Below are 24,712 nucleotides of genomic sequence, written 5' to 3' on the forward strand. Positions count from 1 at the left end.
TCAGGCGGTGAGCTTGTCCCGCAGCGCGGTGATCCGGTCGTCCGACCAGCCGATCGATCCCAGCCACCCGGCGACCGACCCATGGTCGGCGTCGATCGCCTCGAGCACCCGGGTGATCGTCTCGGGTCGGGAGTGGTGTGCCGTCATCGGGACGTCGCGCAGATTGTCGGCGTAGCCGGGCAAGCGCTCCAGCCGGCGCACGATCCGTTCCGTGCGTTCGGTGCTGGCGACGTAGTCGGCGACGATCTCCTCGCGCGGCACACCGGCGACGGACAGCGCCATCGCGACGACCGTGCCCGTCCGGTCCTTGCCCGCCGCGCAGTGCACCACGGTCGCCCCGCTGCTGGTGGCGATGACGTCCAATGCAGCGGCGACCGAGTCGGGGCGCCGGGCGAGATAGCCCAGGTAGTGACTGGCGCGCGGGTTGTCGTGCAGCTTGGGCTGCTCGGTGTCGTGCCAGGGGAGCACCAGGGCGTCGCGCGTGTCGATGTCCTGGTCGTCGGGAAACAGCGAATGGTGGTGGTGCACAACGGTTTCGACCTCGCGCAACGGTCCCGGTCCGGTGATCCGCAACTCGACGTCACTGCGCAGGTCGACCACATCGGTGACGCCGTGCTCCTCGACGAGCGCGCGAATGTCCTGCGCCGTGAGGTCCTGCAGATTGTCCGAGCGCAGCAACCGGTCGGGTTGCACCGTGCGGCCGCCGACGGCGGGCAGACCGCCCACGTCACGCATGTTCGCGACACCGTCGAGGTCGATCCAGCGGGGCTGCGCAGAAGACTCGCTCGTCACGTCGTCCACAGTACGTCGTCAGCCGATGCCGACTGCGCGCAGCACTGCGGCCGTGGCAGCGGCGGCGACGACCACGGCGAGGAACGGCGCGCGCAGCAGCAGACAGATCATCGCGACCGCCAGTCCTGCAGCGCGCGCATCCACGGTGAGTGACCCACTGCTCGCGGTGAAGGTCTGGACGGCGATGAGTGCCGCCAACAGCGCGACCGGCAGGTAGTGCATGATCCGGTCGGTGAGCGGATGGTCGAGCACCGACTGCGGCACGACATACCCGGCGAACTTGGTGGCGAAGGAGATCACGCTCGCCAGCAGCACGGTGGTCCAGAGGTTCATCGTCTTAGATCTCTTCCGCTGACGTCACCGAACGGTCCGGCAGGAATCCGGCGACGACAGCGGCCAGGGCCGCGATCAGCACGGGTATGCCGGACGCGGTGTACGGCGCGACCGCGAGCGCGATGAGCCCGGCCGCCACCGCCACGAACTGGGCCCTGCGGGTCCGCAGGCGTGACCAGACCAGCGCACAGAAGGCTGCCGGTGCTGCGGCGTCCAGGCCGTAACGGGCGGGGTCGCCCATCGCATTGCCCAGGGCCGCGCCGACCGCGGACATGGCACCCCACAGCACGAAGACCGACAGGCCGGTCCACCAGAAGCCGATCCGGGCCAGGGTGCGGTTCGGCTGGGTGATCGTGACGGCGGTGGACTCGTCGATCGTGAGGTGGGCGGCCGCAGCCCGTCGCCACCCGGTCACCTGCAGCAGCTTGCTCACCTGGAGGCCGTAGAAGCCATTGCGCAGCCCGAGCAGGGTGGAAGTGCCGACGGCACTGGCGCCGGAGCCGCCTGCTCCGATCACGCCGACCAGGGCGAACTGTGAACCGCCGCTGAAGAGCAACAACGACAGGGCGACCGCCTGCCAGAAGCTGAGTCCGGCCGCGACCGCCAGCGCGCCGTAACTGATGCCGTACGCGCCGGTGGCCATACCCACCCAGATGCCTTTGCGGGCAACGCTTTTCGACGCGTCATCCGCTGGAGGTGCTCCGTCGGGCTCGACCGCGGAGGAGTCGCTCATGAGGTGGCGGGGTCATCCGGGTCGGTCAGCGAAGCCGTCAGCCGGACCTCGCGCGCGGTCCGGCCGTCGGCGGCGATGACCCGGTCGCGCCAGGCGCCATCCGGCTGCAGGCCGGCGGCCGTCACGAAGGCCCGGACGTCCTCGGCGTCGGCGAGCACCCACATCGTCACGTCGTCGAAGTCCCCGGCGCGCAGGGTGTCGACGGCGGCGTTCAACAGTCGCGAACCATTGCCGGTGCCGCGGCGCTGCGGGGTGACCCCGAAGGTGAAGATCTCGCCGATCCGGCGCTGCCGCTCGGCCGAGTCGTTCGTGTCGGTCGATGCGGTGTCGTCAGCGGCGGCCCCGGCGTCGTCCGCCGGCCCGATCGCCGCAAAACCGACGACCGTCTCGCCCTCGGTGGCGACGAGGAGGCGGTGCAGCGGGGTCGGCGGGTTGCGCAGCGACTGCCGCCAGGCCGGTTCGAAGGCCGCGGGGGTGAACGCGTCCCGGACCTCGGCGTCGACCAGTGGGCCGTAGGCGTCCCGCCATACGGCGGCCTGCACGTGCGCGACGGCGGGGACGTCGTTCGGGCGCGCGGTACGGACCCCGGCGTCACTGGTGGGGGAGTTCATCCGGTCAGTTTTTCATCCCGGCGGCGGCATCCCGCAGTGGGTGCTCGCGCGGCGACCGCGGCGATCTGAGAGGCTTCCCTCGTTGTGAGCCTGTTGAAGTCCGCCGGAGTGCGCCACCGCCGCCCGCAGTTCCATCCGCTGACCGTCGCCGACATCCAGCGGCTGACCGAGCGGGCCGTCGCGATCACCTTCGACATACCGGACGAGCTGCGCGAGACCTTCCGCTTCCAGCCGGGCCAGCACCTGACACTGCGGGCGGAGATCGACGGGGCGGACGTGCGCCGCTCCTACTCCATCTGTATGTCGCGTGCCCAGGCCGCCGAGACCCATCAGCTGCGGATCGCCTCGAACGAGGTCGACGGTGGCGCCATGTCGGTGTGGCTCAACCGGGTGGTGCAGGTCGGCGACCGGATCGCCGTGCTCGCACCGCTGGGCGACTTCGTGTGCCCAACCGAGGACACCGAGCGGGAGCTGGTCGCTGTCGCGGCCGGGTCCGGTATCACCCCGGTCATCTCGCTCGTCCGCACTGTGCTCGAGGACGAGCCCGGCTCCCAGGTCACGCTGATCTTCGGCAACCGGACGCCCGCGAGCACGATGTTCCGGGACGAACTGGAGCAGTTGGCCGACACGTTCCCCACCCGGTTCGACCTCATCGAGGTGTTCTCCCGCGACACGTCCGAGCGGGATCCGTTGCTCACCGGCCGGATCGACGGCCCCATGGTGCGGCAGATCCTGCGCCGTGCCGGCGTGGCGATCCCCGAGGTCGACCACTGGTTCCTGTGCGGACCGACCGGCATGGTCAACGACGTGCGAGCCGCCGTCGTCGCGGATGGTGCCGACCCGGCAACCGTGCACCACGAGGAGTTCTTCCAGGATCCGGTGCCGATCGACTGATCAGGGGTCGCCCGCGCTCAGTCGAAAAGCGTTGTGGCGGAGTCGGTTTCGTAGAATGCGCGCACCAGGGGGCGGTGAGCGGGGATGATCGGCAACCGGGATGCCTCGTCGCGCGTGAACCACGCCGACTCGGTGACCTCGTCCGAGACGCCGGCCGTGCCGTCGACGACATGGGCGCGGAAGCACACCCCGAAGATCGCCCGTCGCCGACCGTCCCGATGGACGATCACGACGTCCGGGTTGCTGTATGCCGACAACACCGAGTCGACGGCCACCTGCAGACCGGTCTCCTCGCGAGCCTCCCGAACCGCCGCCTCGGACCAGGTCTCGCCGATCTCCGCGCCGCCACCGGGCAGACACCACAGACCGTTGTCCTCGCGTCGGGTGAGCAGCAACCGGTCGCCGTCGCCGATGGCACAACTCGCGCCGACCTTGATCTCGGTCGCGCCGGCGTCCGCCGACGCGGCGATGCGTGGACCGACATCGACCTGGGTCCGCGGCGTGCGGCGCTCGTAGGTCAGCACCGTCCAGCCGTCGTGCGGCTCACGGGACGCCTCGCGCCATACGGGGGAATCGGTGAGGGGCCAACCGGGGAACACCGTGTCACCCTCGGGCTCCAAGGGGATCTCGGACAGCACCATCCGGTCGGCGTAGGGCGCGAAGAGCTCCCAGACCTGGCCACCGCCGGTCACGAAGAAGTCGTCGTCGCCGACCAGGAAGAGCGCCTCGTCGACCGAGTGCGCCACCTCGACGCCGTCGGCCGACCACTCCGGATCGCGGGTCAGCACGATGTGCCGGCGCCCGGGCAGCAGACCGTGCGACTCGAACGTTCGCCGGCCCATCACCATCGGGTGGCCCATCGTCGCGGCCTTGAAGGCCTTCTGCTCGCCGGGCACCCGCCACGGCATCTGCCCGTCGCGCCCGACGACGCCGTTGCGGGCGACCGCCGCGATGAAGCTGATGGTCATCCTCTCGTCGCCTCCCTCGTCCCTCGGGCGGCGACGTTCACCTGGTGCTGCGTCATACGGCGATCGGCGCCTTGATCGTGGGTGCGGCGACGTAGTCCTCAAGCGAGATGTCCGGCAGGTCGAACGCGTCGATCTCGCGGATCTCGGGGTTGAGCCGCAGCGTCGGCAGCGGGCCGGGCTGACGGGTCAGCTGCAGCCGGGCCTGGTCCAGGTGGTTGAGGTAGAGGTGCGCGTCGCCGATGGTGTGCACGAACTCGCCGGGCACCAGGTCGGTGACCTGCGCGACCATGGCGGTCAGCAGGGCGTAGGACGCGATGTTGAACGGCACGCCCAGGAAGATGTCGGCGGACCGCTGATAGAGCTGGCAGGACAGGGACCGGCGGCCGTCCGGCGTCTCGGCTCCCACGTAGAACTGGAACATCGTGTGGCAGGGCGGCAGCGCCATGTCGTCGACATCGGCGACGTTCCAGGCGGAGACGATGTGCCGGCGCGAGTCCGGATTGGTGCGCAGGCCGTCGATCAGTCGCGCGATCTGGTCGATCGTGCCGCCGTCCGGCGTCGGCCAGGACCGCCACTGGTGGCCGTAGATCGGACCCAGCTCGCCGTCGGCGTCGGCCCACTCGTCCCAGATGGAGATCTTTCGGTCGTGCAGCCACTGCACGTTGGTGTCGCCGCGCAGGAACCACAGCAGCTCACCGATGATCGAGCGCAGGTGCAGCTTCTTGGTGGTCAGCGCGGGGAAGCCGGCGGTCAGGTCGAAGCGCATCTGATGCCCGAAGACCGACAGCGTGCCGGTGCCCGTGCGGTCGTCCTTGCGAGTGCCTTCGGCGATGACCCGATCGAGGAGGTCCAGGTACTGCTTCACGGCTCCAGACGCTATCAGCGCGCACCGACGGAGCACCGGCAACCGCGGCCGCAACGGCACCGTGCGGCGCCGGTCGGACCGGCGCCCGGCGTACGTCCCGACGTACCCGGTGAATGCTCGTCATTCGAATGTGACCTAGATCACATTCGAATGTTGTAACGCTTTCAACTGACCCCCGATGTAACCGTTGATCGCGTCGTCACCCGGACCCCCGAGCGGGTGACGACGCGATCAGTCATTTCACCGGCCCTGTCCGACCCGTCGCCCGCGTTGCCCGGCACGCGGAAGGGGTCCGCGCGTGACCCGGCCGCGCCGATAGCCTGTGGGTATGACGCAGTCCTCCGCCAATCCCTTCGGCACGATGATCACCGCGATGGTGACACCCATGCACGACGACGGCTCGCTCGACCTGGACGGCGCGCAGAAGCTCGCCGCTCGTCTGGTCGACGAGGGGAATGACGGGATCCTCGTCAACGGCACGACCGGCGAGTCGGCGACCACCACCGACCAGGAGAACATCGATGTCGTGCGTGCTGTCGCCGAAGCCGTCGGCGACCGCGCGATCGTGATGGCGGGCGTGGGCACCAACGACACCGCGCACTCCGTGGCAGCAGCGCGCAACCTCGCCGGCGCCGGCGCGCGTGCCGCCCTGATCGTCACGCCCTACTACAACAAGCCGCCGCAGGCCGGTGTGCTCGAGCACTACCGCACCGTCGCCGGCGCGACGGATCTGCCGGCGATGGCCTACGACATACCCGGCCGGACCGGAACCGCCCTCGCGCCCGACACCATCCGCGCGCTCGCCGAGGTGCCGAACATCAAGGCCCTCAAGGACGCCAAGGGCGACCTTGCCAGCAGCGCACCGCTGATGGTGGAGACCGGGCTGCTCTGGTACTCCGGCGACGACGCGCTCAACCTGCCCTTCCTGGCGCTCGGCGCCACCGGCCTGGTGAGCACCGTCGGCAACGTCGCCAGCGGCCGCCTCGTCGCGTTGCTGCGTGCCGTCGTCGCAGGCGACCTGCCCGCTGCGCGTGCGATCAACCACGAGCTCGGCCCGGTGATCAACGCCGTCATGAACGTCACCCAGGGCACCATCCAGGCCAAGGCCGCACTGCGCCTCATGGGCGTGATCGACTCCGACTTCTGCCGGCTCCCATTGGTGCCGGCACCCGAAGAACACCGCGCGATCCTGCGCGATGCACTGTCAACACAAGGACTGATGTGAGCCATCCCCATCCCGAACTCGAAGAGCCCCCGGCACTACCCAAGGGCGGTGTGCGGGTAGTCCCGCTGGGCGGGCTCGGTGAGGTCGGCCGCAACATGACGGTCGTGGAGTATGACGGGAGGCTGCTCGTCGTCGACTGCGGCGTGCTCTTCCCCGAGGACCACCCCGGCGTCGACCTGATCCTCCCGGATTTCGAATACATCAAGGACCGCCTCGAGGACATCGAGGCGATCGTCCTCACCCACGGGCACGAGGACCACATCGGCGCCGTGCCCTATCTGCTGCGTCTCAAGCCGGACATCCCGCTGGTCGGTTCCACGCTGACCCTCGCGCTGGTCGAGGCCAAGCTCAAGGAACACCGGATCAAGCCCTACACCCTCGCGGTGAAGGAGGGCGGCAACGAGCAGCTCGGCGCCTTCGACTGCGACTTCATCGCCGTCAACCACTCCATCCCCGACGCACTCGCGGTCTTCGTCAAGACGCCCGGCGGCAACCTGCTGATCACCGGTGACTTCAAGATGGACCAGTTGCCGCTCGACGGTCGGATCACCGACCTGCGGGCGTTCGCCAAGGCGGGGGAGGAGGGCGTCGACCTCTTCCTCACCGACTCCACCAACGCCGAGGTCCCCGGCTTCACCACACCGGAGCGCAACATCGCGCCGGCCGTCGAGCGGGTCTTCCAGCAGGCCGAGCGGCGAATCATCGTCGCGTGCTTCTCCTCGCACGTGCACCGCGTGCAGCAGGTGCTGGACGCCGCAGCGCTGCACCGCCGCAAGGTCGCCTTCGTCGGCCGGTCGATGGTGCGCAACATGGGCATCGCGGCCGACCTGGGGTACCTGCACGTGCCCGAGGGTGTGCTGGTCGACCTGAAGAAGATCGACAAGTTCGCCGACAACCAGATCGTGCTGGTGTCGACCGGTTCGCAGGGCGAGCCGATGGCCGCGCTCTCCCGGATGGCGAACGGTGACCACAACACCATCGACATCGGTCCGGGCGACACCGTGCTGATGGCGTCGTCGCTGATCCCGGGCAATGAGAACGCCGTCTATCGGGTCATCAACGGCCTGATGCGACGCGGTGCGAGCGTCATACACAAGGGGAACGCGCTGGTGCACGTCTCCGGCCACGCCAGCGCCGGCGAACTGCTCTACTGCTACAACATCGTCAAGCCCCGCAACGTCATGCCGATCCACGGCGAATGGCGTCACCTGGTTGCCAACGGCGACCTCGCCATCGCGACCGGGGTGCCCGCCAACCGGGTGCTGCTCGCCGAGGACGGCGTCGTCGTCGACCTGGTCGACGGGCGCGCCTCGATCGTCGGCGCGGTCCCGTGCGGCTATGTGTATGTCGACGGCTCCCTCGTCGGCACGACCGACGAGACGATGCTCAAGGACCGTCGCATCCTGCGCGACGAGGGCTTCGTGACGATCATCGTGGTGCGCGACGCCGACACCGGCAAGATCGTCTCCGGCCCGGAGATCCAGACCCGTGGCTTCGCCGAGGACGACGACGTCTTCGACAAGGTGCGGCCCAAGCTGGACGAGGCGCTGGAGCAGGCCCGTGAGAAGGGCATCAGCGACACCTACCAGCTGCAGCAGGTCATCCGGCGGGCGGTCGGTGGGTTCGTCGGCGGCAAGCTGCGCCGCCGCCCGATGATCATCCCCATCGTCATTGACGCGTGACCACGGCGAACACCTCGCTACTGTCGCCACTTTCTCGCTCGAATCGGCCGTTTCCGGCGACAAAGTGGCGACAGTAGGGATTTAGTCGCGCTGGGTTGTGGCGGTTCGGAAGTCCAACTCGGCCGCGGCGGCGTCGGCCCAACCGGTCGGGTCGTCGCCGTCGGGGATCATCGCCAGCGAGAACCACAGGACGAGCGTGTCCCACCAGGCCGCCTCGACGGTGGAGAGTCGGCATACCGACTGATAGCCGTCCAGAAAGGCGGCGCGGACCTCGGGCGGGATCGGACCCCAGTCGTGGAACTTGGTGCCCAGCAGCACCGCCGATCGGGCCAGATCAACGATGCGGTGGTCGCAGCAGGCCTCCTCGAAGTCCAGGACGGCGGTCACGTTCTTCCCGGCGACGAGGACGTTCGCCGCGCGGAAGTCGCCGTGCACGAGCTGACTCGGAAGCGGATCCGCGGGTGCATCGGCCAGCCGTTGCCGCAGGGCGTCCACCACGTCCTGGGGTGCTCGCGGGTGATCCGACGCGAGCCAGTCGCTGATCCGGGCGCCCGGCGTCGCTGCAGGTGGCACGAGCTTCGTGAGCCGCTCGACCTCGGGGTATGACGACAGGGCGTCGTGCAACCGGGCGAGCACGACGCCGGCGGCACGCACCTGGTCCGGCGACGTGACGTCCAGCAGTTCTCCGTGGATGTGCCGCTGCAGGCTCAGCGACACACCGTCGACCTCCACCTGACGTCGCCCGTCGAGAACCGGCAGTGGCGCCGACACGGGCAGCCCGCGCGCATCGAGCCATGCGGTCAGCTCCGCGAGTGCGGAGAGGCGGTCGAACCGATGCGCTGCGATCGACCACTTGGCGAGCAGCAGCCCTTCCGTTGTCCGGAGCCACACCAAGGCGTTCTTGAAACTCATGACGATGCGCTCGCATTCGCCGACCCCCACACCCCAGTGCTGCTCAACAGTGCGGGAGACCCAATCGGTCGCCGTCGCGGCGTCGGCGAAGCCGAATCGCTCCGACAATGCCGTGGCCGGATCGTCCGGCTCCCACAACATCGTGACCACCGGGGCGCCTGGGATCGTCATACCGACAACCCCACCACATGGCGGAAGCCCCGCCCCACCGAATCGGTGGAACGGGGCTTCCCGGTTGTCAACGCCGGGTCGGCGCTGACGGACGATCAGCTCAGGCCGGCAGGTTCAGGTGCTGGCCGACGAAGATCAGGTTGGCGTCGTTCACGGTGCCCTTGTTGGCCGCGAACAGTGCCTGCCAGCCGCCCTTGACCTGGTAGGTCTCGGCCAGCTTGCTCAGGGTGTCACCGGACTTGACGGTGAGGGTCTTGCCCGAGAGGGCGACCTTCGGCGCGGTGTAGACCTTCTTGGGCGCCGAGTAGGTCGGACGCTGCGAGGAGCGCGACGTCTGCGGGGCCGAGTAGGTCTTCTTGGGGGCCGTGTAGGTCTTCTTCGGCGCGGTGTAGGTCTTCTTGGGGGCCGTGTAGGTCTTCTTCGGCGCCGGGGTCGGGTTGACCACCGGGGCGCCGCCGCCACGGGTCAGGCCCGCACGCACGGAGCAGACCGGCCAGGCGCCGGGACCCTGCGAAGCCAGAACCTTCTCGGCGATCGCGATCTGAGCGGACTTGGACGCCAAGTTGGCGTCGGACGCGTAGGCGCCACCGCCGTAGGCGATCCAGGTCGAGTGGGTGAACTGCAGACCACCGTGGAAACCGTTGCCGGTGTTGATGGCCCAGTTGCCACCGCTCTCGCACGCGGCGACGCGGTCCCAGGTGGAAACCGAGGCGGCGTGGGCGTTGCCGGCAGTGGCGACGCCTGCGGCGGCGAGGGCCGCAGCGGCGGCAACCCCGATGCCGACGGCGCGGGTCGTGGTCTGAGTCTTCTTGCTGAGGTTCATTGATTCCTCTCCTGACGTGCGCATACGGGGTTAGCTGTCGGGTCGGGCTGTCAGGTGCCCGGCAAGCCGTTTTTGGCCTGCTCTCACCCCAAGGCCGCTCTCGCGACCGAAATGGGTTCCCCATCCTCGTTGTGCCTCCGGGACCGTCCCAGATGTACGCGGCCGCCCAACGAGGTTGTGCGCGGCGAGCCGCAGGCAGTATCGAGATCGAGCCGGGTTGCGCGAACTCGGGCGATGGATCGGACCTCCGGCCAGGGGGACGAAGTTTGAACCACCGATCGTCGAAGGTACGTGGTCCCGACACGTTTTCCAAGTCGAACCGTGACCATTTCGTGACTTTTTTTGAAAGTGTTGCCGGAGTCACACGAAAAAGTGTTGCTTGCGTCACATCAGCCCCGCTGATGCCGCTACATCACGCGCACGCGCGTGCGCGAGAATCACGAGGTGCCCGAACCTCCTCGCGATCCACGATTCCGGTGGCGCGCCGAGGCCCGGTCCGTGCCCTGGTGGATTCTGGCGGCTCTGCTTGTCATCGTCGCCCTGGGCGTGTGCGCGCGGTGGCTCGACGCGACCTGGCTGGTGCCCGTCATACAGGCGTTCTTCCCGGTGTTCGGCGTGTCGGCGTTCGTCCTGCTGATGGCGGTGGCGGCGCTGCGGTACCGCTGGCTGGCGGTCGGCGCGCTCGTCGTCGCCATACCTCCCGCTGCGTTTGGTATGACGGCGCTGCGCAGCGACACCGTGGCTGCCGGGCCACACGACGAGATCGTGATGACGCTCAATCTGCAGTACGGCGGGGCCGATCCGGTGCAGGTCGTCGCCGCGGCGCGTGCACGGAACGTCGACACGCTGGTGCTCCAGGAGTGCACGCCGCAGGAGTTGGCGGCGTTGCGGAAGCACGGGCTCGATGCGGTGCTGCCGCAGCAGGCCGGCCGCGCCCGACCGGGGCTGCGCGGCACCGTGGTGCGCAGCAAGCACCACCTGACACTCCTGGCGGAGCACCGTGCGGGGATCTTCGCGAGCAGTCCCGACATACGCGTCCGGACCGCGGTGGGCGACTACCGGCTGCGAGCCGTGCACACGCCGGCGCCGCTGCCGGACATCGTCTCGGACTGGCGGACCGCGCTGCGATCACTCGCGCACTGGCGCGACGGACTGCCGGTGGGCCGGCCGTTGGTGATGGCCGGGGACTTCAACGCGTCGCCGTCGATGCCCGCGTTCCGCGATCTCGCCGACGGACTCACCGACAGCAGCCGGGCGACCGGCGCGGGCTGGACCCGAACCTGGCCGCACGACGCGTGGCTGCCGCCCTTCGTGCAACTGGACCACGTGTTGACCCGTGGCTTCGGTGTCGTGGCTGACGGCACCGTCGACATCGCCGGCACAGATCACCGCGGCTACTGGGCGCGATTGCGCCTGGAACCGGTCACCAACTCGATCACCAGGGGAGCGGCTCACTGAGGTCGCGCGGATCCGCCGGTGCCGACCAGCCCTCGTCGGTGTGCACGTAGGACAGGGCCGGGCCGTGCTCGACCAGGCGGCGTACCGCGGCGACCAGCCGGTCGACGTGCTCACCGTTCGTGGCCAGCCCGAGACTCGCCCGTATGGCGCACGCGCCCTCACCGACGACGGCGTCGCACAAGAGATGGGCGCAGAACCGGCCGTCGCGCACCGCGATGGCCTCCTCGTCGGCCAGCACCTGCGAGACCAGGGACGGGTCGTAGTCCTCGACGGTGAACGTCACGACGCCGACGTTCGGTCGCTCGCCGAGCACCTCGATGACGCGAACTCCGTCGATCGCGGCGAGTCCGGCACGGAGCCGACCATGTAGTTGCGCCTCGTGCGCAACGATCGTCGCGCGGTTCGCCTCCAACGTGGCGCAGGCGGCGGCGATCGCGACGGCTCCGACGGCGTTCGGCGTGCCGCCCTCGTGGCGGGCCGGACCCGTCTGCCATTGCGTCTGGTCGTGCGACACGCGCGCCGTCGCACCGCCGGCCGGGAGGTACGGGTCGGCGGCATCGAGCCAGTCGCTGCGGCCGGCGAGCACGCCCGCGCCATACGGGGCATAGAGCTTGTGGCCGGAGAAGGCGACCCAGTCGACCCCGAGCTCGTCGAGGTCGATTCGCACGTGCGGTGCGTACTGTGCTGCGTCGAGAACGGTGCGGGCGCCGAACTCCCTTGCCACTGCGACGAGTTCGGCGATCGGCCAGATCTCACCGGTTACGTTGCAGGCGCCGGTGAGCACCACGAGTCGCTCGCCCACGGGAGACTGCTCGAGCGCTTCGCGCAGCAGTTGTATGGCGTGCTGCGTGCCCGACGGAACGGGCAGGCGGGTGGTGCGGTCCTGCTCCCACGGCAGCAGCGCGGCGTGGTGCGCCGACTCCCAGGCGAAGACCCGGGTGTCCTGCGGCAGACAGTGCGCGAGCAGTCGCAACGCGTCGGTGGTGTTGCGAGTGAAGACGACCTCGTCGCCGGAGCGGGCCCCGACGAAGGCGGCGACCTGAGCGCGTGCCGCCTCGAACCAGCCGGTGGTGACCCGGCTCGCGTAGCCGGCGCCGCGGTGCACCGAGCCGTAGCGGCGCTGCACCTGCTCGGCTGCCTCGGCGACGGCGACCAACGCCGGTGTCGTCGCGCCGTGATCGAAGTTGGCGTAGTCGGTGACCGTGCGATGGACCGTCGGCACGCCGAGGTCGGCAGAGACGGTGGTGGGCAGGCCGTTCGCGGTGGCGCGGCTGGAGCGGGTGCCCACGGCGGGCACACCCAACTGCCGACCGGCCTCGTGCTGTGCGGTGGTGTCCTGCTCGGGGTCGATGCTGATGATGCTCAACGGCTGCTCCTTGGCCGATCAGGGATCGACGAGGGCAGTTGCAGAGCCGATCCGCGCTTGCCGACGTGTTGTCACGTCGGCCCGGTCGTCACCCGGAGCACCCCACCGCGGTGGAGGGTTGCCGCTCAGCTAGCCGGGGCTTGACGCTGAGACTCATGACCTGGCATCAAATGTAGCGGTCGGCCCCGCGGCGGCGTCAAACCCGTCCCGCGGAGTGGGAACGGGTGACGCGCCTCCGACGCTGCGCGCGGCGTGTTTCCCATGGGGCTGGTGGGGTTGTCGCGTACGGTGTTTTCGTGGCTACCCGTCCGTCCTCGTCGACAACGACCGCGCGCGCGACCCGGAGCAAATCCGGGTCCAGCGCGGCCGGCTCGCGCTCCCGTCCCGCGTCGGGACGCACCTCGACCCGCCCGCCCGCCAAGAAGGCGACCGGGGCGAAGGCCCGATCCGGTGGCAAGCCGGCCGGGGGCGGACTGCCGTTCCCGCTGCGCGCGGCACGCGGCACCTGGATGGGTGTTGCGCACGTCGCCGGGGGAGCCGCACGCCGGGTGGGTCACTCCGCTCGCGATCTCGAGCCGGAACTCCGTCGCGACGGTCTCGGCTTCGCGCTGATCGCGGCGGCCATCGTCGTCGCCGCGCGCGAGTGGTGGGGTCTGACCGGTATGGCGGGCGACGTCATACACGCGATCGTGGCGGGCACCTTCGGTCTCGGCGCGCTCGTGCTCCCACTGGTCCTGGTGCTGATCGGTGTGCACCTGATGCGTTCGCCGCGCGGCGACCAGGGCACCAACCGGGTGATGGTCGGACTCGCACTGTTCGCGATCGCCGTCTGCGGTGTCACGAGCATTGCCAAGGACATCCCGCAGCCGAGCGAGACCGACGCGCTGCGCGGCGCCGGCGGCATCATCGGCTTCCTCGCCAGCAGCCCGTTGGTGGCCGCCGTGCACACGGCGGGCGGCATGGCGCTGCTGCTCATCCTGGGCGTCTTCAGCATCCTGGTCATGACCGCGACGCCGGTGACGATGATCCCGGAGCGCCTCGCGATGCTGCGTGCCCGGCTCTTCGAGCACCACGGCCCGTATGTCGATGACGACGAGGCCGTCGATGCCGTCGCGCAGGACCTGCACGGCGACCAGATCGACGGCGGCAAGCGCAAGCGCCGCCGCAAGGCCAAGGGCGACGAGAACAACGTCGGACTGGACGGCGACGAGCCGTTCGAGCAGGCCGCCACCGTCGCGCCGCGGCGGACCAAGGGTGGCCGGGTCCTGCGGCCCGGCGAGAAGGACCCCGGCCAGGACGTCTACGACGTCGACGGCGCGGACCCGGCATCGCGGGAGCCGAAGAAGACAACGCCCGCCGCGGACACGCAGGCCGTGCCGCTGCCCGGCACCACCGGCAACCCGCCGGAGTCGATCAGCACGACGCCCGCCCTGCAGGCTCCGCCGACGACCCCGCTGCCGCAACGCGTCGAGCAACTCCAGTTGGCCGGCGACGTCACCTACACACTGCCCGGCAACGACCTTCTCAAGCCCGGCACCCCGCCCAAGTCACGCTCGGCCGCCAACGACCGGGTGGTCGAGGCGCTGACCGACACGATGACCTCGTTCGGTGTCGATGCGCAGGTCACCGGGTTCAGCCGTGGCCCGACCGTCACGCGCTACGAGGTCGAGCTCGGCCAGGGCACCAAGGTCGAGCGGGTCACCGCCCTGTCGAAGAACATCGCGTATGCCGTGGCCTCGGCCGACGTGCGCATCCTGTCGCCGATCCCGGGCAAGTCCGCGATCGGTATCGAGATCCCCAACACCGACCGCGAGAAGGTCAGCCTCGGCGACGTGCTGCGCAGCGGCGCGGCACGGGGCAACGAGCACCCGATGGTGATGGGCGTCGGCAAGGACGTCGAGGGCGGCTACGTGATCGCCAACCTCGCCAAGATGCCGCACCTGCTGGTCGCGGGTGCGACCGGCGCCGGTAAGTCGTCGTTCGTGAACTCGATGATCACCTCGATCATGATGCGGTCCACGCCGGACGAGGTCCGGATGGTGCTGGTCGACCCCAAGCGGGTGGAACTCACGGCATACGAAGGCATCCCGCACCTGATCACGCCGATCATCACCAACCCGAAGAAGGCCGCCGAGGCGCTGCAGTGGGTCGTCCGCGAGATGGACACGCGGTATGACGACCTGGCGGCGTTCGGCTACAAGCACATCGACGACTTCAACAAGGCGGTGCGCGCCGGGAAGGTGTCGCCGCCGCCTGGGTCGGAGCGGGTCATGCAGACCTACCCCTACCTGCTGGTGATCGTCGACGAGCTCGCCGACCTGATGATGGTGGCGCCGCGCGACGTCGAGGAATCCATCGTGCGCATCACCCAGCTGGCGCGTGCTGCCGGCATCCACCTGGTCCTGGCGACGCAGCGCCCGTCGGTCGACGTCGTGACCGGCCTGATCAAGGCCAACGTGCCGTCGCGTATGGCGTTCGCCACCTCCTCGCTCGCGGACTCCCGCGTCGTGCTCGACCAGCCGGGTGCGGAGAAGCTGATCGGGCAGGGCGACGCGCTCTTCCTGCCGATGGGCGCCTCCAAGCCGATGCGCGTGCAGGGCGCCTGGGTGACCGAAACCGAAGTGCAGGAAGTGGTTTCGCACGTCAAAGAGCAGCTGAAGCCGATCTACCGCGACGACGTGGCCGTGACCGCGCCGAAGAAGGAGATCGACGAGGACATCGGCGACGACCTCGACCTGCTGCTGCAGGCCGCCGAGCTCGTCGTCAACAGCCAGTTCGGCTCGACATCGATGCTGCAGCGGAAGCTGCGTGTCGGCTTCGCCAAGGCCGGCCGGCTGATGGACCTGATGGAGAGCCGCGGCATCGTCGGGCCGTCGGAGGGTTCGAAGGCACGCGACGTGCTGGTCAAGCCGGACGAGTTGCCGACGACGTTGGCGCTGTTGCGCGGCGAGGACCCGCCGGCTGCCGAGCAGCCGTATGACGCTGCGGCGGAAGGCGATTCGGACGGCAGCGAGGACGCGTGGCAACTCACCGACCGGAGGGAATGACACTCGCTCCGTGCGGACTGCTGAATCTGCCCGGGACTCAGCGGTATTCGGCCAGAACCGACAGTGTGGAGGGCGCACCATGACCGACGACAACGATCGCACCCAGGAGATCCGCCGCGACGGGGACGACCGGCGTCGGCCCGCGGGACAAGGGGATTCGGCGTCGGCTCGACCGGCCGAACCAACACCCCGCCGTGACGACACCGCGGTGTTCAACCGCCCGCCGCAGAACGCGGCGGCGGGGGAGTCGGCATACCGACCGGCGCCCGGACCGGCACCGCAGCAGGGTGGCTACCCGCCGCCCGGTGGCGGGTACCGACCGGCGGGTCCCGCGCAGGCGCCCGGGTATGGCGCGCCGATGTTGCCGATGGACCGAGGGTCCGGTGGATTCCCGGCCGCGATCATCGGGGCGGTCGTCGCCACCCTCGTCGCGGTGGCGACATCGTTCGGCGCCTACCAGATCCTCAAGAACCACTCGAGCATCGATTCGCGGAAGCTGCCGGGCTTCCTCACCTACCGGATGGACATGCTGCCGTGGCCGTCCGGACGGGGCGGTGACCTGACGACGGCGTTCGCCGTGGGCGTGGTGATCGTGCTGGTCGTCACCGTGCTGCTGACGATGGCCGCGACCATGTCGACCCGAGCGGGCACCGGTGGGTTCGCGGTGTTCCTCGCGGCCTGGATGGCGTCGGTCATCGCCGGTGGGGTCGCGCGTCCGGTGGCCGGTGCGATCGCCCGACAGGGTTCCTACCCGAGCGGCCTGTGGCAGGACGACCTCAACGTCGGTGTGCTGTGGGGCGTGCTCTTCGGCTGGATCGCGGCGCTGGTGCTGGTCATCGTGCACGCCATGCGGCGCAAGCCGGTCCAGCGCTGAGCCGCCCGCGTCATACGACGAAGCGGTAGCCCTGCCCGGGGTCGGTCAGCAGGTAGCGCGGCCTGGTGGGTTCGGGCTCCAACTTGCGGCGCAGCCCTGCGACATACACGCGCAGGTAGTGGGTGTCCTTCTCGTAGCCGGGGCCCCATACTTCGCGCAGCAGCTCCGCCTGGCTGACCAGGTGCCCGGGCCGAATCGCCAATGTCTCCAACAGATGCCACTCGGTCGGCGTGAGCTTGACCGCCGTGTCGCCGCGCACCGCGACGCGTTCGCCGAAGTCGAGCGAGAAGTCGGCCGTGTGCAGCGGTGCGGCATGCGGTGTGCCGGCGGAGCGTCGTCGGATGGCGGCGCGCACCCGCGCGAGCAGCTCGTCCATGCCGAACGGTTTGGTGACGTAGTCGTCGGCGCCCTCGTCGAGCGCTTCCACCTTGTCGTCGGAGTCGTGCCGCGCGGACAGCACGATGATCGGCAGGTCACTGGTGCGGCGCACCCGGCGGATGACCTCCACCCCGTCCAGATCGGGCAGCCCCAGATCCAGGACGACGACATCGGGCGCGTCCTCGGCGATGCTCTGCAGGGCGGTGCGGCCGTCGAAGGCATGGACGACCTCGTAGTCGCGGGCCCGCAGATTGATGCCGAGGGTCCGGACCAGCGCGGGTTCGTCGTCGACGACCAGCACCTTCGTCATGGGGTGACTCCTTCCGCGCCGGCGACCGGCAGCCGGACACACATCGTGAGGCCGCCGCCGGGGGTGTCCTCGGCATCCAGTGTGCCGTCCATCGCCTCGGTCAGGCCCTTCGACACCGCCAGCCCGAGACCGACGCCGTTGCCGCGAGGGCTGTCGCCATACCGCTGGAACGGCGCGAAGATGCCGGTGCGTTCCGACTCGGGGACGCCGGGGCCGCGGTCGACCACCCGGAGTTCGACCCGATCGCCGAGGCGTTCGCCGGTGAGCACGACCTCCTGCCGTCCCGGTGAGTAGCGCAAGGCGTTCTCCAACAGGTTGGCCAGCACGCGCTCGGCGAGTCCCGGGTCGGCCAGACAGCTGAGCTCGGGGTCCGGCAACCAGATGTGCACCCGCTCGGGTGCGCTGAGCGTGTGCAGGGTGATCGCGAAGAGGTCGGCGACCAGGACGTCGTCGGTGCGTGCGGTGATGCTGCCGGACTGTATCCGGGACATGTCGAGCAGGTTCTCGATCAGCCCGTCGAGCCGATCCGTCGCATCCTCAACGGTTTCCAGCAGCTCTCCTTGATCCGCCGCGGACAGCTGTATGTCGGTGCTGCGCAGGCTCGAGACACCGGCCTTGATGGCGGAGAGGGGAGTGCGCAGGTCGTGCGAGACCGCCGCCAGCAGGGCTGCGCGTGACCGGTTGTCCTTCGCGAGGCCGGCAGCGGCGGCGGCCTGGCGGGCGAGCTCGTTGCGGTGCAGGATGGCGGCGGCGACGCTCGCGTAGGCCTCCATCAGACGCTGCTCCCCGGGGTCGACGACGTCTCCGGCGAGCACCAGTTGGTGCTCGTTGTCGATCGTGACCCGGCTCAGCCGCGCGTCGAGGTCGGCCAACCCGACGGTGCCGCTGACGACGAGCGGTCGGCCGGGTACGCCGGTGTGGGTGGTCTGCACGACGGCTGCGCCGGGTGTGCCGAAGATGTCGCGCGCCTGCTCGAGCAGCTCCGGCAGCGGGTCCTTGACGGCGAGCAGGGAGTGGGTCAGCTCGGCGAGAATGCGCGAGTCGTATTCGGCCGCAACGGATTCCGCAGTACGACGAACCGCCAGGTGGACGACCGACGCGACCGACGCGGCAACCACCACGAAGACGACGAGGGCAGCGACGTTCTGCGGCTGGTTGATGGTGAAGGCACCGGTCGGTGGTGCGAAGAACCAGTTGAGCGACAGGCTGGCGAGCAGTGCCGTCGCCAGACCCGGCCACAGGCCGCCGACGATCGCCGTGGCGACCGTGAACGCCAGGTAGAGCAGAACCTCCAGGGGGAGCGCGTGCCACTGCTGGGTGGCGTTGAGCCCCGCCGTCAGAGCGGCGAGACCGATGGTGGCCAGCAGCCAGCCGGCGATCTGACGGCGTCGGCCCACACCCGCCCAGCGGATCGCCGGGCGTCGCCCACCGTGCGCGAACTCGTGGGTGACCATCAGCACGTCGATGTCGCCGGACCCGTCGACGACCGTGTCGCCGACGCCCCGGCCGACCACCCGCTGCCATCGGGTGCGTCGGGATGCGCCGATGACGATCTGCGACGCGTTCACGCCCCGGGCGAACTCCAGGATGGCCTCGCCGACGTCGGGTCCGGTGACGGTGTGCATCGTGCCGCCGAGCTCGGCCACCAATTGCCTTGTCGCAGCTGCAGATTCGGGACGCACGTCGCGGAGTCCGGTGTCGGGAACGACCTGCACGGCGTGCAACTCGCCGCCGGCACCACGGCCGGCGATGCGGGCACCGCGACGCAGCAGCGCCTCCTGCTCGGGTCCTCCGGTGAGCGCCACCACGATGCGTTCCCGCACCGGCCAGGTCGAGGCGATGTCGTGATCGCCGCGGTAGCGGACGAGCGCCTCGTCGACCCGGTCCGCCGTCCAGAGCAGCGCGAGTTCGCGCAGCGCGGACAGGTTGCCGGCGCGGAAGTAGTTCGCCAGCGCCGCGTCGACCCGCTCGGCGGGATAGACGTGCCCGTGCGCGAGCCGGCGACGCAGCGCCTCCGGTGTCATGTCGACGAGCTCGATCTGATCGGCCGCGCGGATCACCGCGTCCGGCACGGTCTCCTGCTGGCGGATGCCGGTGATCTGCTGGACGGCGTCGTTCAGCGACTCGATGTGTTGGACGTTGACCGTGGACAGCACCTCGATGCCGGCGTCGAGCAACCGGTCGATGTCCTCCCAGCGGTGGTGGTGCGGGCTGGTCACCTGCTGGTGCGCCAGCTCGTCGACGAGCACCACATCCGGTCGGCGTCGCAACACCGCGTCGACGTCGAGTTCGTGCAGGGTCGTGCCACCGTGCTGGATCTCCTGTTGAGGGACCATCTCCAGCCCGGCGAGTTGCTCGGTGGTGTAGTGGCGGTCGTGCGTCTCGACGATGCCGACCACGACGTCGGTGCCGCGCTGCTGCCGCCGGTGGGCCTCCTGCAGCATCTTGACGGTCTTGCCCACACCGGGAGCTGCGCCGAGGTAGATGCGGAGGCGGCCACGCGTCATACGACGATTGTGCCCCGGTGGGTCGTTTCCGTTGGTGCGGTGGTTCATCGCGCGTCGCCACCCGAGGCGGCCGTGCGCTGGAGCGCGAGGTTGAGCTGCAGCACGTTGACCTTGGGCTCACCGAGGAATCCGGCGTCGCGTCCGGTCGTGGCCGCCTCGACGAGCCGGTCGACACGGGCGACGGACAGGCCACGCGCCTTCGCCACCGCGGGCGCCTGCAGCCGTGCGTATGCCGGGGAGATGTCGGGGTCGAGGCCACTCGCACTCATGGTGAGTGCATCAGGGGGCGGGGTGCCGCCGAGCCCGGCCAGCGCCTTCTCGCGGGCGGCCACCGCGGCCTTCTGCCGGGGATCGGTGGCGGCCAGGTTGGATCCGGCACTGGCGTTGCCGGAGTAGTCCGTGGCCGACGCCCGGCCGTGGAACCACGTCGGACCGCTGAATCGCTGACCGATCAGCGAGGAGCCGACGACCCTGCCGTTGTCGCGGACCAGCGACCCGGTCGCCTGGTCATGGAAGGCGACGCGTCCGACTCCCCAGACCGCGGCCGGGTAGAGGACGCCGAGCAGGACGGTGAGGACGAGGAAGATACGGATCGCGGCGAGCGTCTGCCGGCCGATCATGAGTGAACTGGAAGCCATCAGGGGTCACATCCCGGGGAGGAACTGGACGAGCAGGTCGATGAGTTTGATCCCGACGAACGGTGCGATGACGCCACCGACGCCGTAGATCAGGATGTTGCGGGCAAGGAGCTGGTCGGCGCGCAACGGCCGATAGCGAACACCCTTGAGCGACAACGGGATCAGCGCGACGATGATGAGCGCGTTGAAGATGACCGCGGACAGGATCGCGGAGTTCGACGAGTGCAGCTGCATGATGTTCAGGTCGGACAGCCCCGGGTAGGTCGTCACGAACATCGCCGGGATGATCGCGAAGTACTTCGCCAGGTCGTTGGCGATCGAGAACGTCGTGAGCGCGCCGCGGGTGATCAACAACTGCTTGCCGATCGCGACGATGTCGATGAGTTTGGTCGGGTCCGAGTCGAGGTCGACCATGTTGCCCGCTTCCTTGGCCGCGGATGTGCCGGTGTTCATCGCGACACCGACGTCGGCCTGGGCGAGCGCGGGGGCGTCGTTGGTGCCGTCCCCGGTCATGGCGACCAGGCGGCCGCCCTCCTGCTCTGCGCGGATCAGCCGCATCTTGTCCTCGGGCGTCGCCTCGGCGAGGAAGTCGTCGACGCCTGCCTCCTCGGCAATCGCCTTGGCGGTCAACGGATTGTCGCCGGTGATCATCACCGTGCGGATTCCCATGCGGCGCAACTCGGCGAAGCGTTCCGCCATACCCGGCTTGATCACGTCCTTCAGCTGTATGACGCCGACGGCGTCCATGACACCGTCCGCGCGTCCGACCGAGACGACCAGGGGAGTGCCGCCGGACGCCGAGATGGCATCGGCGACACGGGACGCTTCGTCGGCCCCGGAACCGCCCGACGCCCGAACCGCACGGCATACCGACGCAGCGGCGCCCTTGCGCAGCGCGCTGCCGTCCGGCAGGTCGAGACCGCTCATCCGGGTCTGTGCGGTGAACGGGACGTCGATGGCGCCGTCCGGTGTATTCGCCGTCGTCCCAAGGCGTTCCGCGGTCCAGGTGACGATCGATCGACCCTCCGGGGTCTCGTCCGCCAGTGAGGACAGCTGGGCGACGCGTAGCACGTCGGCCAGATCGTGCCCCTCCAACGCGATGACGTCCGCCGCCTGTCGGTTGCCGAGGGTGATGGTGCCAGTCTTGTCCAACAACAGAGTGGAGACGTCGCCGGCGGCCTCGACGGCACGGCCGGACATCGCCAGCACGTTGCGCTGCACCAACCGGTCCATGCCGGCGATCCCGATCGCGGAGAGCAGCGCTCCGATCGTCGTCGGGATGAGGCAGACGAGCAGCGCGACGAGGACGAGCACGCTCGGCCGGTGCCCGGCCCAGCCGGCGAACGGCGGAATCGTGCTGACGGCCAACAGGAAGATGATCGTGAGCACGGTCAGCAGGATGCCGAGGGCGATCTCGTTCGGGGTCTTCTGTCGCTCCGCTCCCTCGACGAGCGCGATCATCCGATCGATGAACGTCTCACCCGGCTTCGCGGTGATCTGGACGATGATCCGGTCGGAGAGCACCGTCGTGCCTCCGGTGACAGCACACCGGTCGCCACCGGCCTCGCGGACGACGGGTGCCGACTCGCCGGTGATCGCCGATTCGTCAACGGTGGCAATGCCTTCCACCACATCGCCGTCGCCGGGGATCACCTGACCGGCTTCGACCACCACCCGGTCGCCCAGGCGCAGCTCAGCGGCCGGAACGGTCTGCTCGCCGTCGCCCGTCAACCGTCGCGCCGTGGCCGTGGCACGGGTTCGCCGCAAGGTGTCGGCCTGGGCCTTGCCGCGCCCTTCGGCTACCGACTCGGCGAGGTTGGCGAAGAGGATGGTCGCCCACAGCCAGATAGCGATGAGCCACGAGAACCACGAGGGGTGCGCGCACGCCAGCACCGTGGTCAGCACTGCGCTGACCCAGACCACGAAGAGCACCGGCTGCCGGAAGAGGTGCCGCGGATCGATCTTTGCGAGCGCCCCGGGCAGAGCGGCTGAACTCTGTTGCCAGAGAGACATTTTCGATGAATGCTCCGGTTCGGAGGTTTGTCGAGGGGCAAGTGTTGGGGTCGTCATGACAGCGCTTCCGCGAGAGGTCCGAGGGCGAGCACGGGCAGGAAGGTGAGACCGGTGACGAGCAGCGCCACGCCGGTCATCAAGCCCGCGAAGAGGGGAGTGTGGGTCGGCATGGTGCCGTCCGTCGCCGGGCGCCGATGCTGTGCGGCGAACGCGCCGGCCAACGCGAGGATCGCGACGATCGGCAGGAACCGGCCGAGCAGCATGCACGCGCCCAACGTCAGGTTCAGGTAGGGCTGGTCGGCGCTCAGACCACCGAACGCGGAGCCGTTGTTGTTCGACGCGGACGCATAGGCATAGAGGATCTCGGTCAGTCCGTGCGGTCCCGTGGCGAGTATGGCGCCCTTGGCGCTGTGCACGAGCAGTGCTGCTCCGGTGCCCAGCAGGACGAGAGCGGGTGTCGTGATCGAGTAGAGCGCGGCATACGTTATTTCCTTGCGCCCCACTTGTTTTCCGAGGATCTCCGGGGTCCGGCCGACCATCAGCCCGGCGATGAAGACGGCGAGGATCGCGACGACCAGAGCGCCGTACAGACCGGAGCCGACACCGCCCGGCGTGATCTCACCGAGCAGCATGTTCGTGAGTGCGCCGCCGCCACCGATCGGGCTGAACGACTCGTGCCACGAGTTCACCGCGCCGGTCGAGGTGGCGGTGGTCGAGTTGGCGAACAGCGACGACGCCCAGACGCCGAAGCGGACCTCCTTGCCCTCCATGGCACCGGTCGGGGCGGTGGCGGCAGCCTGCTCCGCCCAGGTGATCACCACCAGCATCGCGGTCCAGAGGAACGCCATGAAGCCGAGCACGGCATACCCCTGGCGCTTGTCGCCGACCAACCGGCCGTAGGTGCGTGGCAGCGAGAAGGGGATGACCAGGATGAGGAAGACCTCGAACAGGTTGGTGAAACCGTTGGGGTTCTCGAAGGGGTGCGCGGAGTTGGCGTTGAAGTAGCCGCCGCCGTTCGTGCCCAGTTCCTTGATCGCCTCTTGGCTTGCCACCAAACCGGATTCGATGGTCTGGTGCCCGCCGGCGATAGTGTCGACGACGTGCGGTGCAGTCAGGTCCTGGATGACTCCACCGGCCAGCAGCACGACCGCGCCGAGGCAGGCGAGCGGCAGCAGGATGCGGATCGTGGCGCGGGTCAGGTCGACCCAGAAGTTGCCGATGACGCCGGTCCGGTGCGCGACGAGCCCGCGGACGAGTGCGATCGCGACCGCGAGACCGACGGCGGCGGAGACGAAGTTCTGCACCGTCAGGCCGACCGCCTGCAGCAGTGCGCTCGCGCCGGACTCACCGGCGTAGCTCTGCCAGTTGGTGTTGGTGACGAAGGAGATCGCCGTGTTGATGGAGGTGTGCCAGTCCATGGTGGCGCCACGGTCGAGCGGTAGATGCCCCTGCGAGGTGCACAATGCCCACAGCGCGACGATGCTGACGCCGGAGAAGGCGAGCACCGACACGGCATACCGCGACCAGCGTTGCTGCGACTTGGGATTCACCCCGCTCAGCCGGTAGAACGCTCGCTCGATCGCGAGGTCGCGGTCGCTGGTGAAGACACGCGCGATGTAGTCGCCCAGCGGCACGTGAACCGCCGCCAGCGCCGCCACCAGCACGGCGATGGTCAGCAGCCCGCTCGCTTGTTCGCTCATCAGAACTTGTCCGGGCGGATCAGGGCGTAGACGAGGTACGCCAGGAGCGCGAATGCGATGACACCCGCGACGAGATATTCGGTCATGCCTCCCAGCGTTCGCCGCGGAGATGGCCGAATCCGCCGCGTTGATGCTGCCTTTGCGCGTCTTGACGCGTTCTTAACGGGTGCCGTCGGGCCAGCGTCATTGCAGTTGCCGGGTTTCGGCCCTGCCGAGAGTGCGGGAAGTTGGCGCTCTTTCTGCAGGGCGGTGGCGCGCCCTGCTGAGAGTGCGGCGGGACGCACCTTCTAGCGGCCCGAGGCGCGCGCGTGTCGACGATCCGGCCGCGGCCCTGCTGATAGTGCGGCGGCGCCCGGCGCACTCTCTGCAGGCCACCGACATCCCACCCACATCCCGGTCCAGGGCGACCGCT

At 69.3% G+C, this 24,712-nt stretch carries 21 protein-coding genes and 2 riboswitches; of the genes, 6 read left to right on the top strand and 15 right to left on the bottom strand.

Annotated features, from left to right (window positions below; all coding sequences use genetic code 11):
* Genes ACZ50J_RS06920 through ACZ50J_RS06935 form a run of 4 tightly spaced genes read right to left on the bottom strand, consistent with a single transcriptional unit; the run spans position 1 to position 2,469 of the window.
* A complete protein-coding gene (locus tag ACZ50J_RS06920) occupies positions 1-792 on the bottom strand; it encodes a tyrosine-protein phosphatase (RefSeq protein ID WP_464300530.1) in 792 nt (263 codons plus the stop codon).
* An 18-nt stretch (positions 793-810) separates the two neighbouring features.
* Positions 811-1,125, bottom strand: coding sequence for an AzlD domain-containing protein (locus ACZ50J_RS06925; protein WP_464300531.1), 315 nt, complete (start codon positions 1,123-1,125; stop codon positions 811-813).
* Between the two features lie 4 nt (positions 1,126-1,129).
* Positions 1,130-1,858: an AzlC family ABC transporter permease gene (locus ACZ50J_RS06930; RefSeq protein ID WP_464300532.1), complete on the bottom strand. Its 729-nt coding sequence runs from the start codon at positions 1,856-1,858 to the stop codon at positions 1,130-1,132.
* Positions 1,855-2,469 (bottom strand): N-acetyltransferase family protein, encoded by a 615-nt coding sequence (locus ACZ50J_RS06935; RefSeq protein WP_464300533.1) that lies wholly within the window; start codon positions 2,467-2,469, stop codon positions 1,855-1,857. Before ACZ50J_RS06935 ends, ACZ50J_RS06930 begins: the two co-directional genes overlap by 4 nt.
* A gap of 84 nt (positions 2,470-2,553) precedes the next feature.
* Between ACZ50J_RS06935 and ACZ50J_RS06940 the strand changes: the two genes are divergently transcribed.
* Positions 2,554-3,363, top strand: a complete 810-nt coding sequence (locus ACZ50J_RS06940) for an FAD-binding oxidoreductase (RefSeq protein WP_464300534.1) — start codon at positions 2,554-2,556, stop codon at positions 3,361-3,363.
* Positions 3,364-3,380: 17 nt separating this feature from the next.
* Here ACZ50J_RS06940 and ACZ50J_RS06945 read toward each other — a convergent pair whose 3' ends face one another.
* Complete coding sequence (locus ACZ50J_RS06945; protein ID WP_464300535.1) at positions 3,381-4,331, bottom strand: dihydrofolate reductase; 951 nt, start codon at positions 4,329-4,331, stop codon at positions 3,381-3,383.
* Positions 4,332-4,383: 52 nt separating this feature from the next.
* A complete protein-coding gene (locus ACZ50J_RS06950) occupies positions 4,384-5,196 on the bottom strand; it encodes a thymidylate synthase (RefSeq protein ID WP_464300536.1) in 813 nt (270 codons plus the stop codon).
* 328 nt (positions 5,197-5,524) lie between these two features.
* Here ACZ50J_RS06950 and dapA point away from each other — a divergent pair, with 328 nt between their 5' ends.
* Together dapA and ACZ50J_RS06960 are read left to right on the top strand one after the other, a co-directional pair.
* Entirely contained in the window at positions 5,525-6,421 is an 897-nt protein-coding gene (gene dapA, locus ACZ50J_RS06955; protein WP_464300537.1) for a 4-hydroxy-tetrahydrodipicolinate synthase, read from the top strand.
* Positions 6,418-8,103: a ribonuclease J gene (locus tag ACZ50J_RS06960; protein ID WP_464300538.1), complete on the top strand. Its 1,686-nt coding sequence runs from the start codon at positions 6,418-6,420 to the stop codon at positions 8,101-8,103. The genes dapA and ACZ50J_RS06960 overlap by 4 nt, the downstream gene beginning before the upstream one ends.
* Before the next feature lie 81 nt (positions 8,104-8,184).
* Here the strand turns inward: ACZ50J_RS06960 and ACZ50J_RS06965 are convergent, their stop codons facing one another.
* Together ACZ50J_RS06965 and ACZ50J_RS06970 are read right to left on the bottom strand one after the other, a co-directional pair.
* Positions 8,185-9,186, bottom strand: a complete 1,002-nt coding sequence (locus ACZ50J_RS06965) for a phosphotransferase (protein ID WP_464300539.1) — start codon at positions 9,184-9,186, stop codon at positions 8,185-8,187.
* A gap of 100 nt (positions 9,187-9,286) precedes the next feature.
* On the bottom strand, positions 9,287-10,009 hold the full coding sequence (locus tag ACZ50J_RS06970; protein ID WP_464300540.1) for a transglycosylase family protein: 723 nt from the start codon (positions 10,007-10,009) through the stop codon (positions 9,287-9,289).
* Between the two features lie 4 nt (positions 10,010-10,013).
* A riboswitch (cyclic di-AMP (ydaO/yuaA leader) is annotated at positions 10,014-10,155 on the bottom strand.
* Positions 10,156-10,453: 298 nt separating this feature from the next.
* Between ACZ50J_RS06970 and ACZ50J_RS06975 the strand changes: the two genes are divergently transcribed.
* Positions 10,454-11,467, top strand: coding sequence for an endonuclease/exonuclease/phosphatase family protein (locus ACZ50J_RS06975; RefSeq protein WP_464300541.1), 1,014 nt, complete (start codon positions 10,454-10,456; stop codon positions 11,465-11,467).
* Here the strand turns inward: ACZ50J_RS06975 and ACZ50J_RS06980 are convergent.
* Positions 11,445-12,833 carry an aminotransferase class V-fold PLP-dependent enzyme gene (locus tag ACZ50J_RS06980; protein ID WP_464300542.1) on the bottom strand — a complete coding sequence of 463 codons (1,389 nt, stop codon included), beginning with the start codon at positions 12,831-12,833 and terminating at the stop codon, positions 11,445-11,447. The two genes, ACZ50J_RS06975 and ACZ50J_RS06980, sit on opposite strands and share 23 nt — an antisense overlap.
* Before the next feature lie 48 nt (positions 12,834-12,881).
* Positions 12,882-12,994: riboswitch (SAM riboswitch) on the bottom strand.
* 348 nt (positions 12,995-13,342) lie between these two features.
* On the opposite strand from ACZ50J_RS06980, the gene ACZ50J_RS06985 reads away from it, so the two are divergent.
* Both ACZ50J_RS06985 and ACZ50J_RS06990 read left to right on the top strand, forming a co-directional pair.
* A complete protein-coding gene (locus ACZ50J_RS06985) occupies positions 13,343-15,880 on the top strand; it encodes an FtsK/SpoIIIE family DNA translocase (protein ID WP_464301325.1) in 2,538 nt (845 codons plus the stop codon).
* 79 nt (positions 15,881-15,959) lie between these two features.
* A complete protein-coding gene (locus ACZ50J_RS06990) occupies positions 15,960-16,754 on the top strand; it encodes a hypothetical protein (RefSeq protein ID WP_464300543.1) in 795 nt (264 codons plus the stop codon).
* Between the two features lie 10 nt (positions 16,755-16,764).
* Here ACZ50J_RS06990 and ACZ50J_RS06995 read toward each other — a convergent pair whose 3' ends face one another.
* Genes ACZ50J_RS06995 through kdpF form a run of 6 tightly spaced genes read right to left on the bottom strand, consistent with a single transcriptional unit; the run spans position 16,765 to position 24,386 of the window.
* On the bottom strand, positions 16,765-17,442 hold the full coding sequence (locus ACZ50J_RS06995; protein ID WP_464300544.1) for a response regulator: 678 nt from the start codon (positions 17,440-17,442) through the stop codon (positions 16,765-16,767).
* Entirely contained in the window at positions 17,439-19,949 is a 2,511-nt protein-coding gene (locus ACZ50J_RS07000; protein ID WP_464300545.1) for an ATP-binding protein, read from the bottom strand. Before ACZ50J_RS07000 ends, ACZ50J_RS06995 begins: the two co-directional genes overlap by 4 nt.
* A gap of 44 nt (positions 19,950-19,993) precedes the next feature.
* On the bottom strand, positions 19,994-20,587 hold the full coding sequence (gene kdpC, locus ACZ50J_RS07005) for a potassium-transporting ATPase subunit KdpC (protein WP_464300546.1): 594 nt from the start codon (positions 20,585-20,587) through the stop codon (positions 19,994-19,996).
* A 6-nt stretch (positions 20,588-20,593) separates the two neighbouring features.
* Positions 20,594-22,600 (bottom strand): potassium-transporting ATPase subunit KdpB, encoded by a 2,007-nt coding sequence (gene kdpB, locus ACZ50J_RS07010; RefSeq protein ID WP_464300547.1) that lies wholly within the window; start codon positions 22,598-22,600, stop codon positions 20,594-20,596.
* Between the two features lie 53 nt (positions 22,601-22,653).
* Positions 22,654-24,300, bottom strand: a complete 1,647-nt coding sequence (kdpA, locus tag ACZ50J_RS07015; RefSeq protein ID WP_464300548.1) for a potassium-transporting ATPase subunit KdpA — start codon at positions 24,298-24,300, stop codon at positions 22,654-22,656.
* Positions 24,300-24,386, bottom strand: coding sequence for a K(+)-transporting ATPase subunit F (gene kdpF, locus ACZ50J_RS07020; protein ID WP_382404858.1), 87 nt, complete (start codon positions 24,384-24,386; stop codon positions 24,300-24,302). The genes kdpA and kdpF overlap by 1 nt, the downstream gene beginning before the upstream one ends.
* Positions 24,387-24,712 lie beyond the last annotated feature (326 nt).

Source organism: Flexivirga sp. G2, assembly GCF_055397625.1.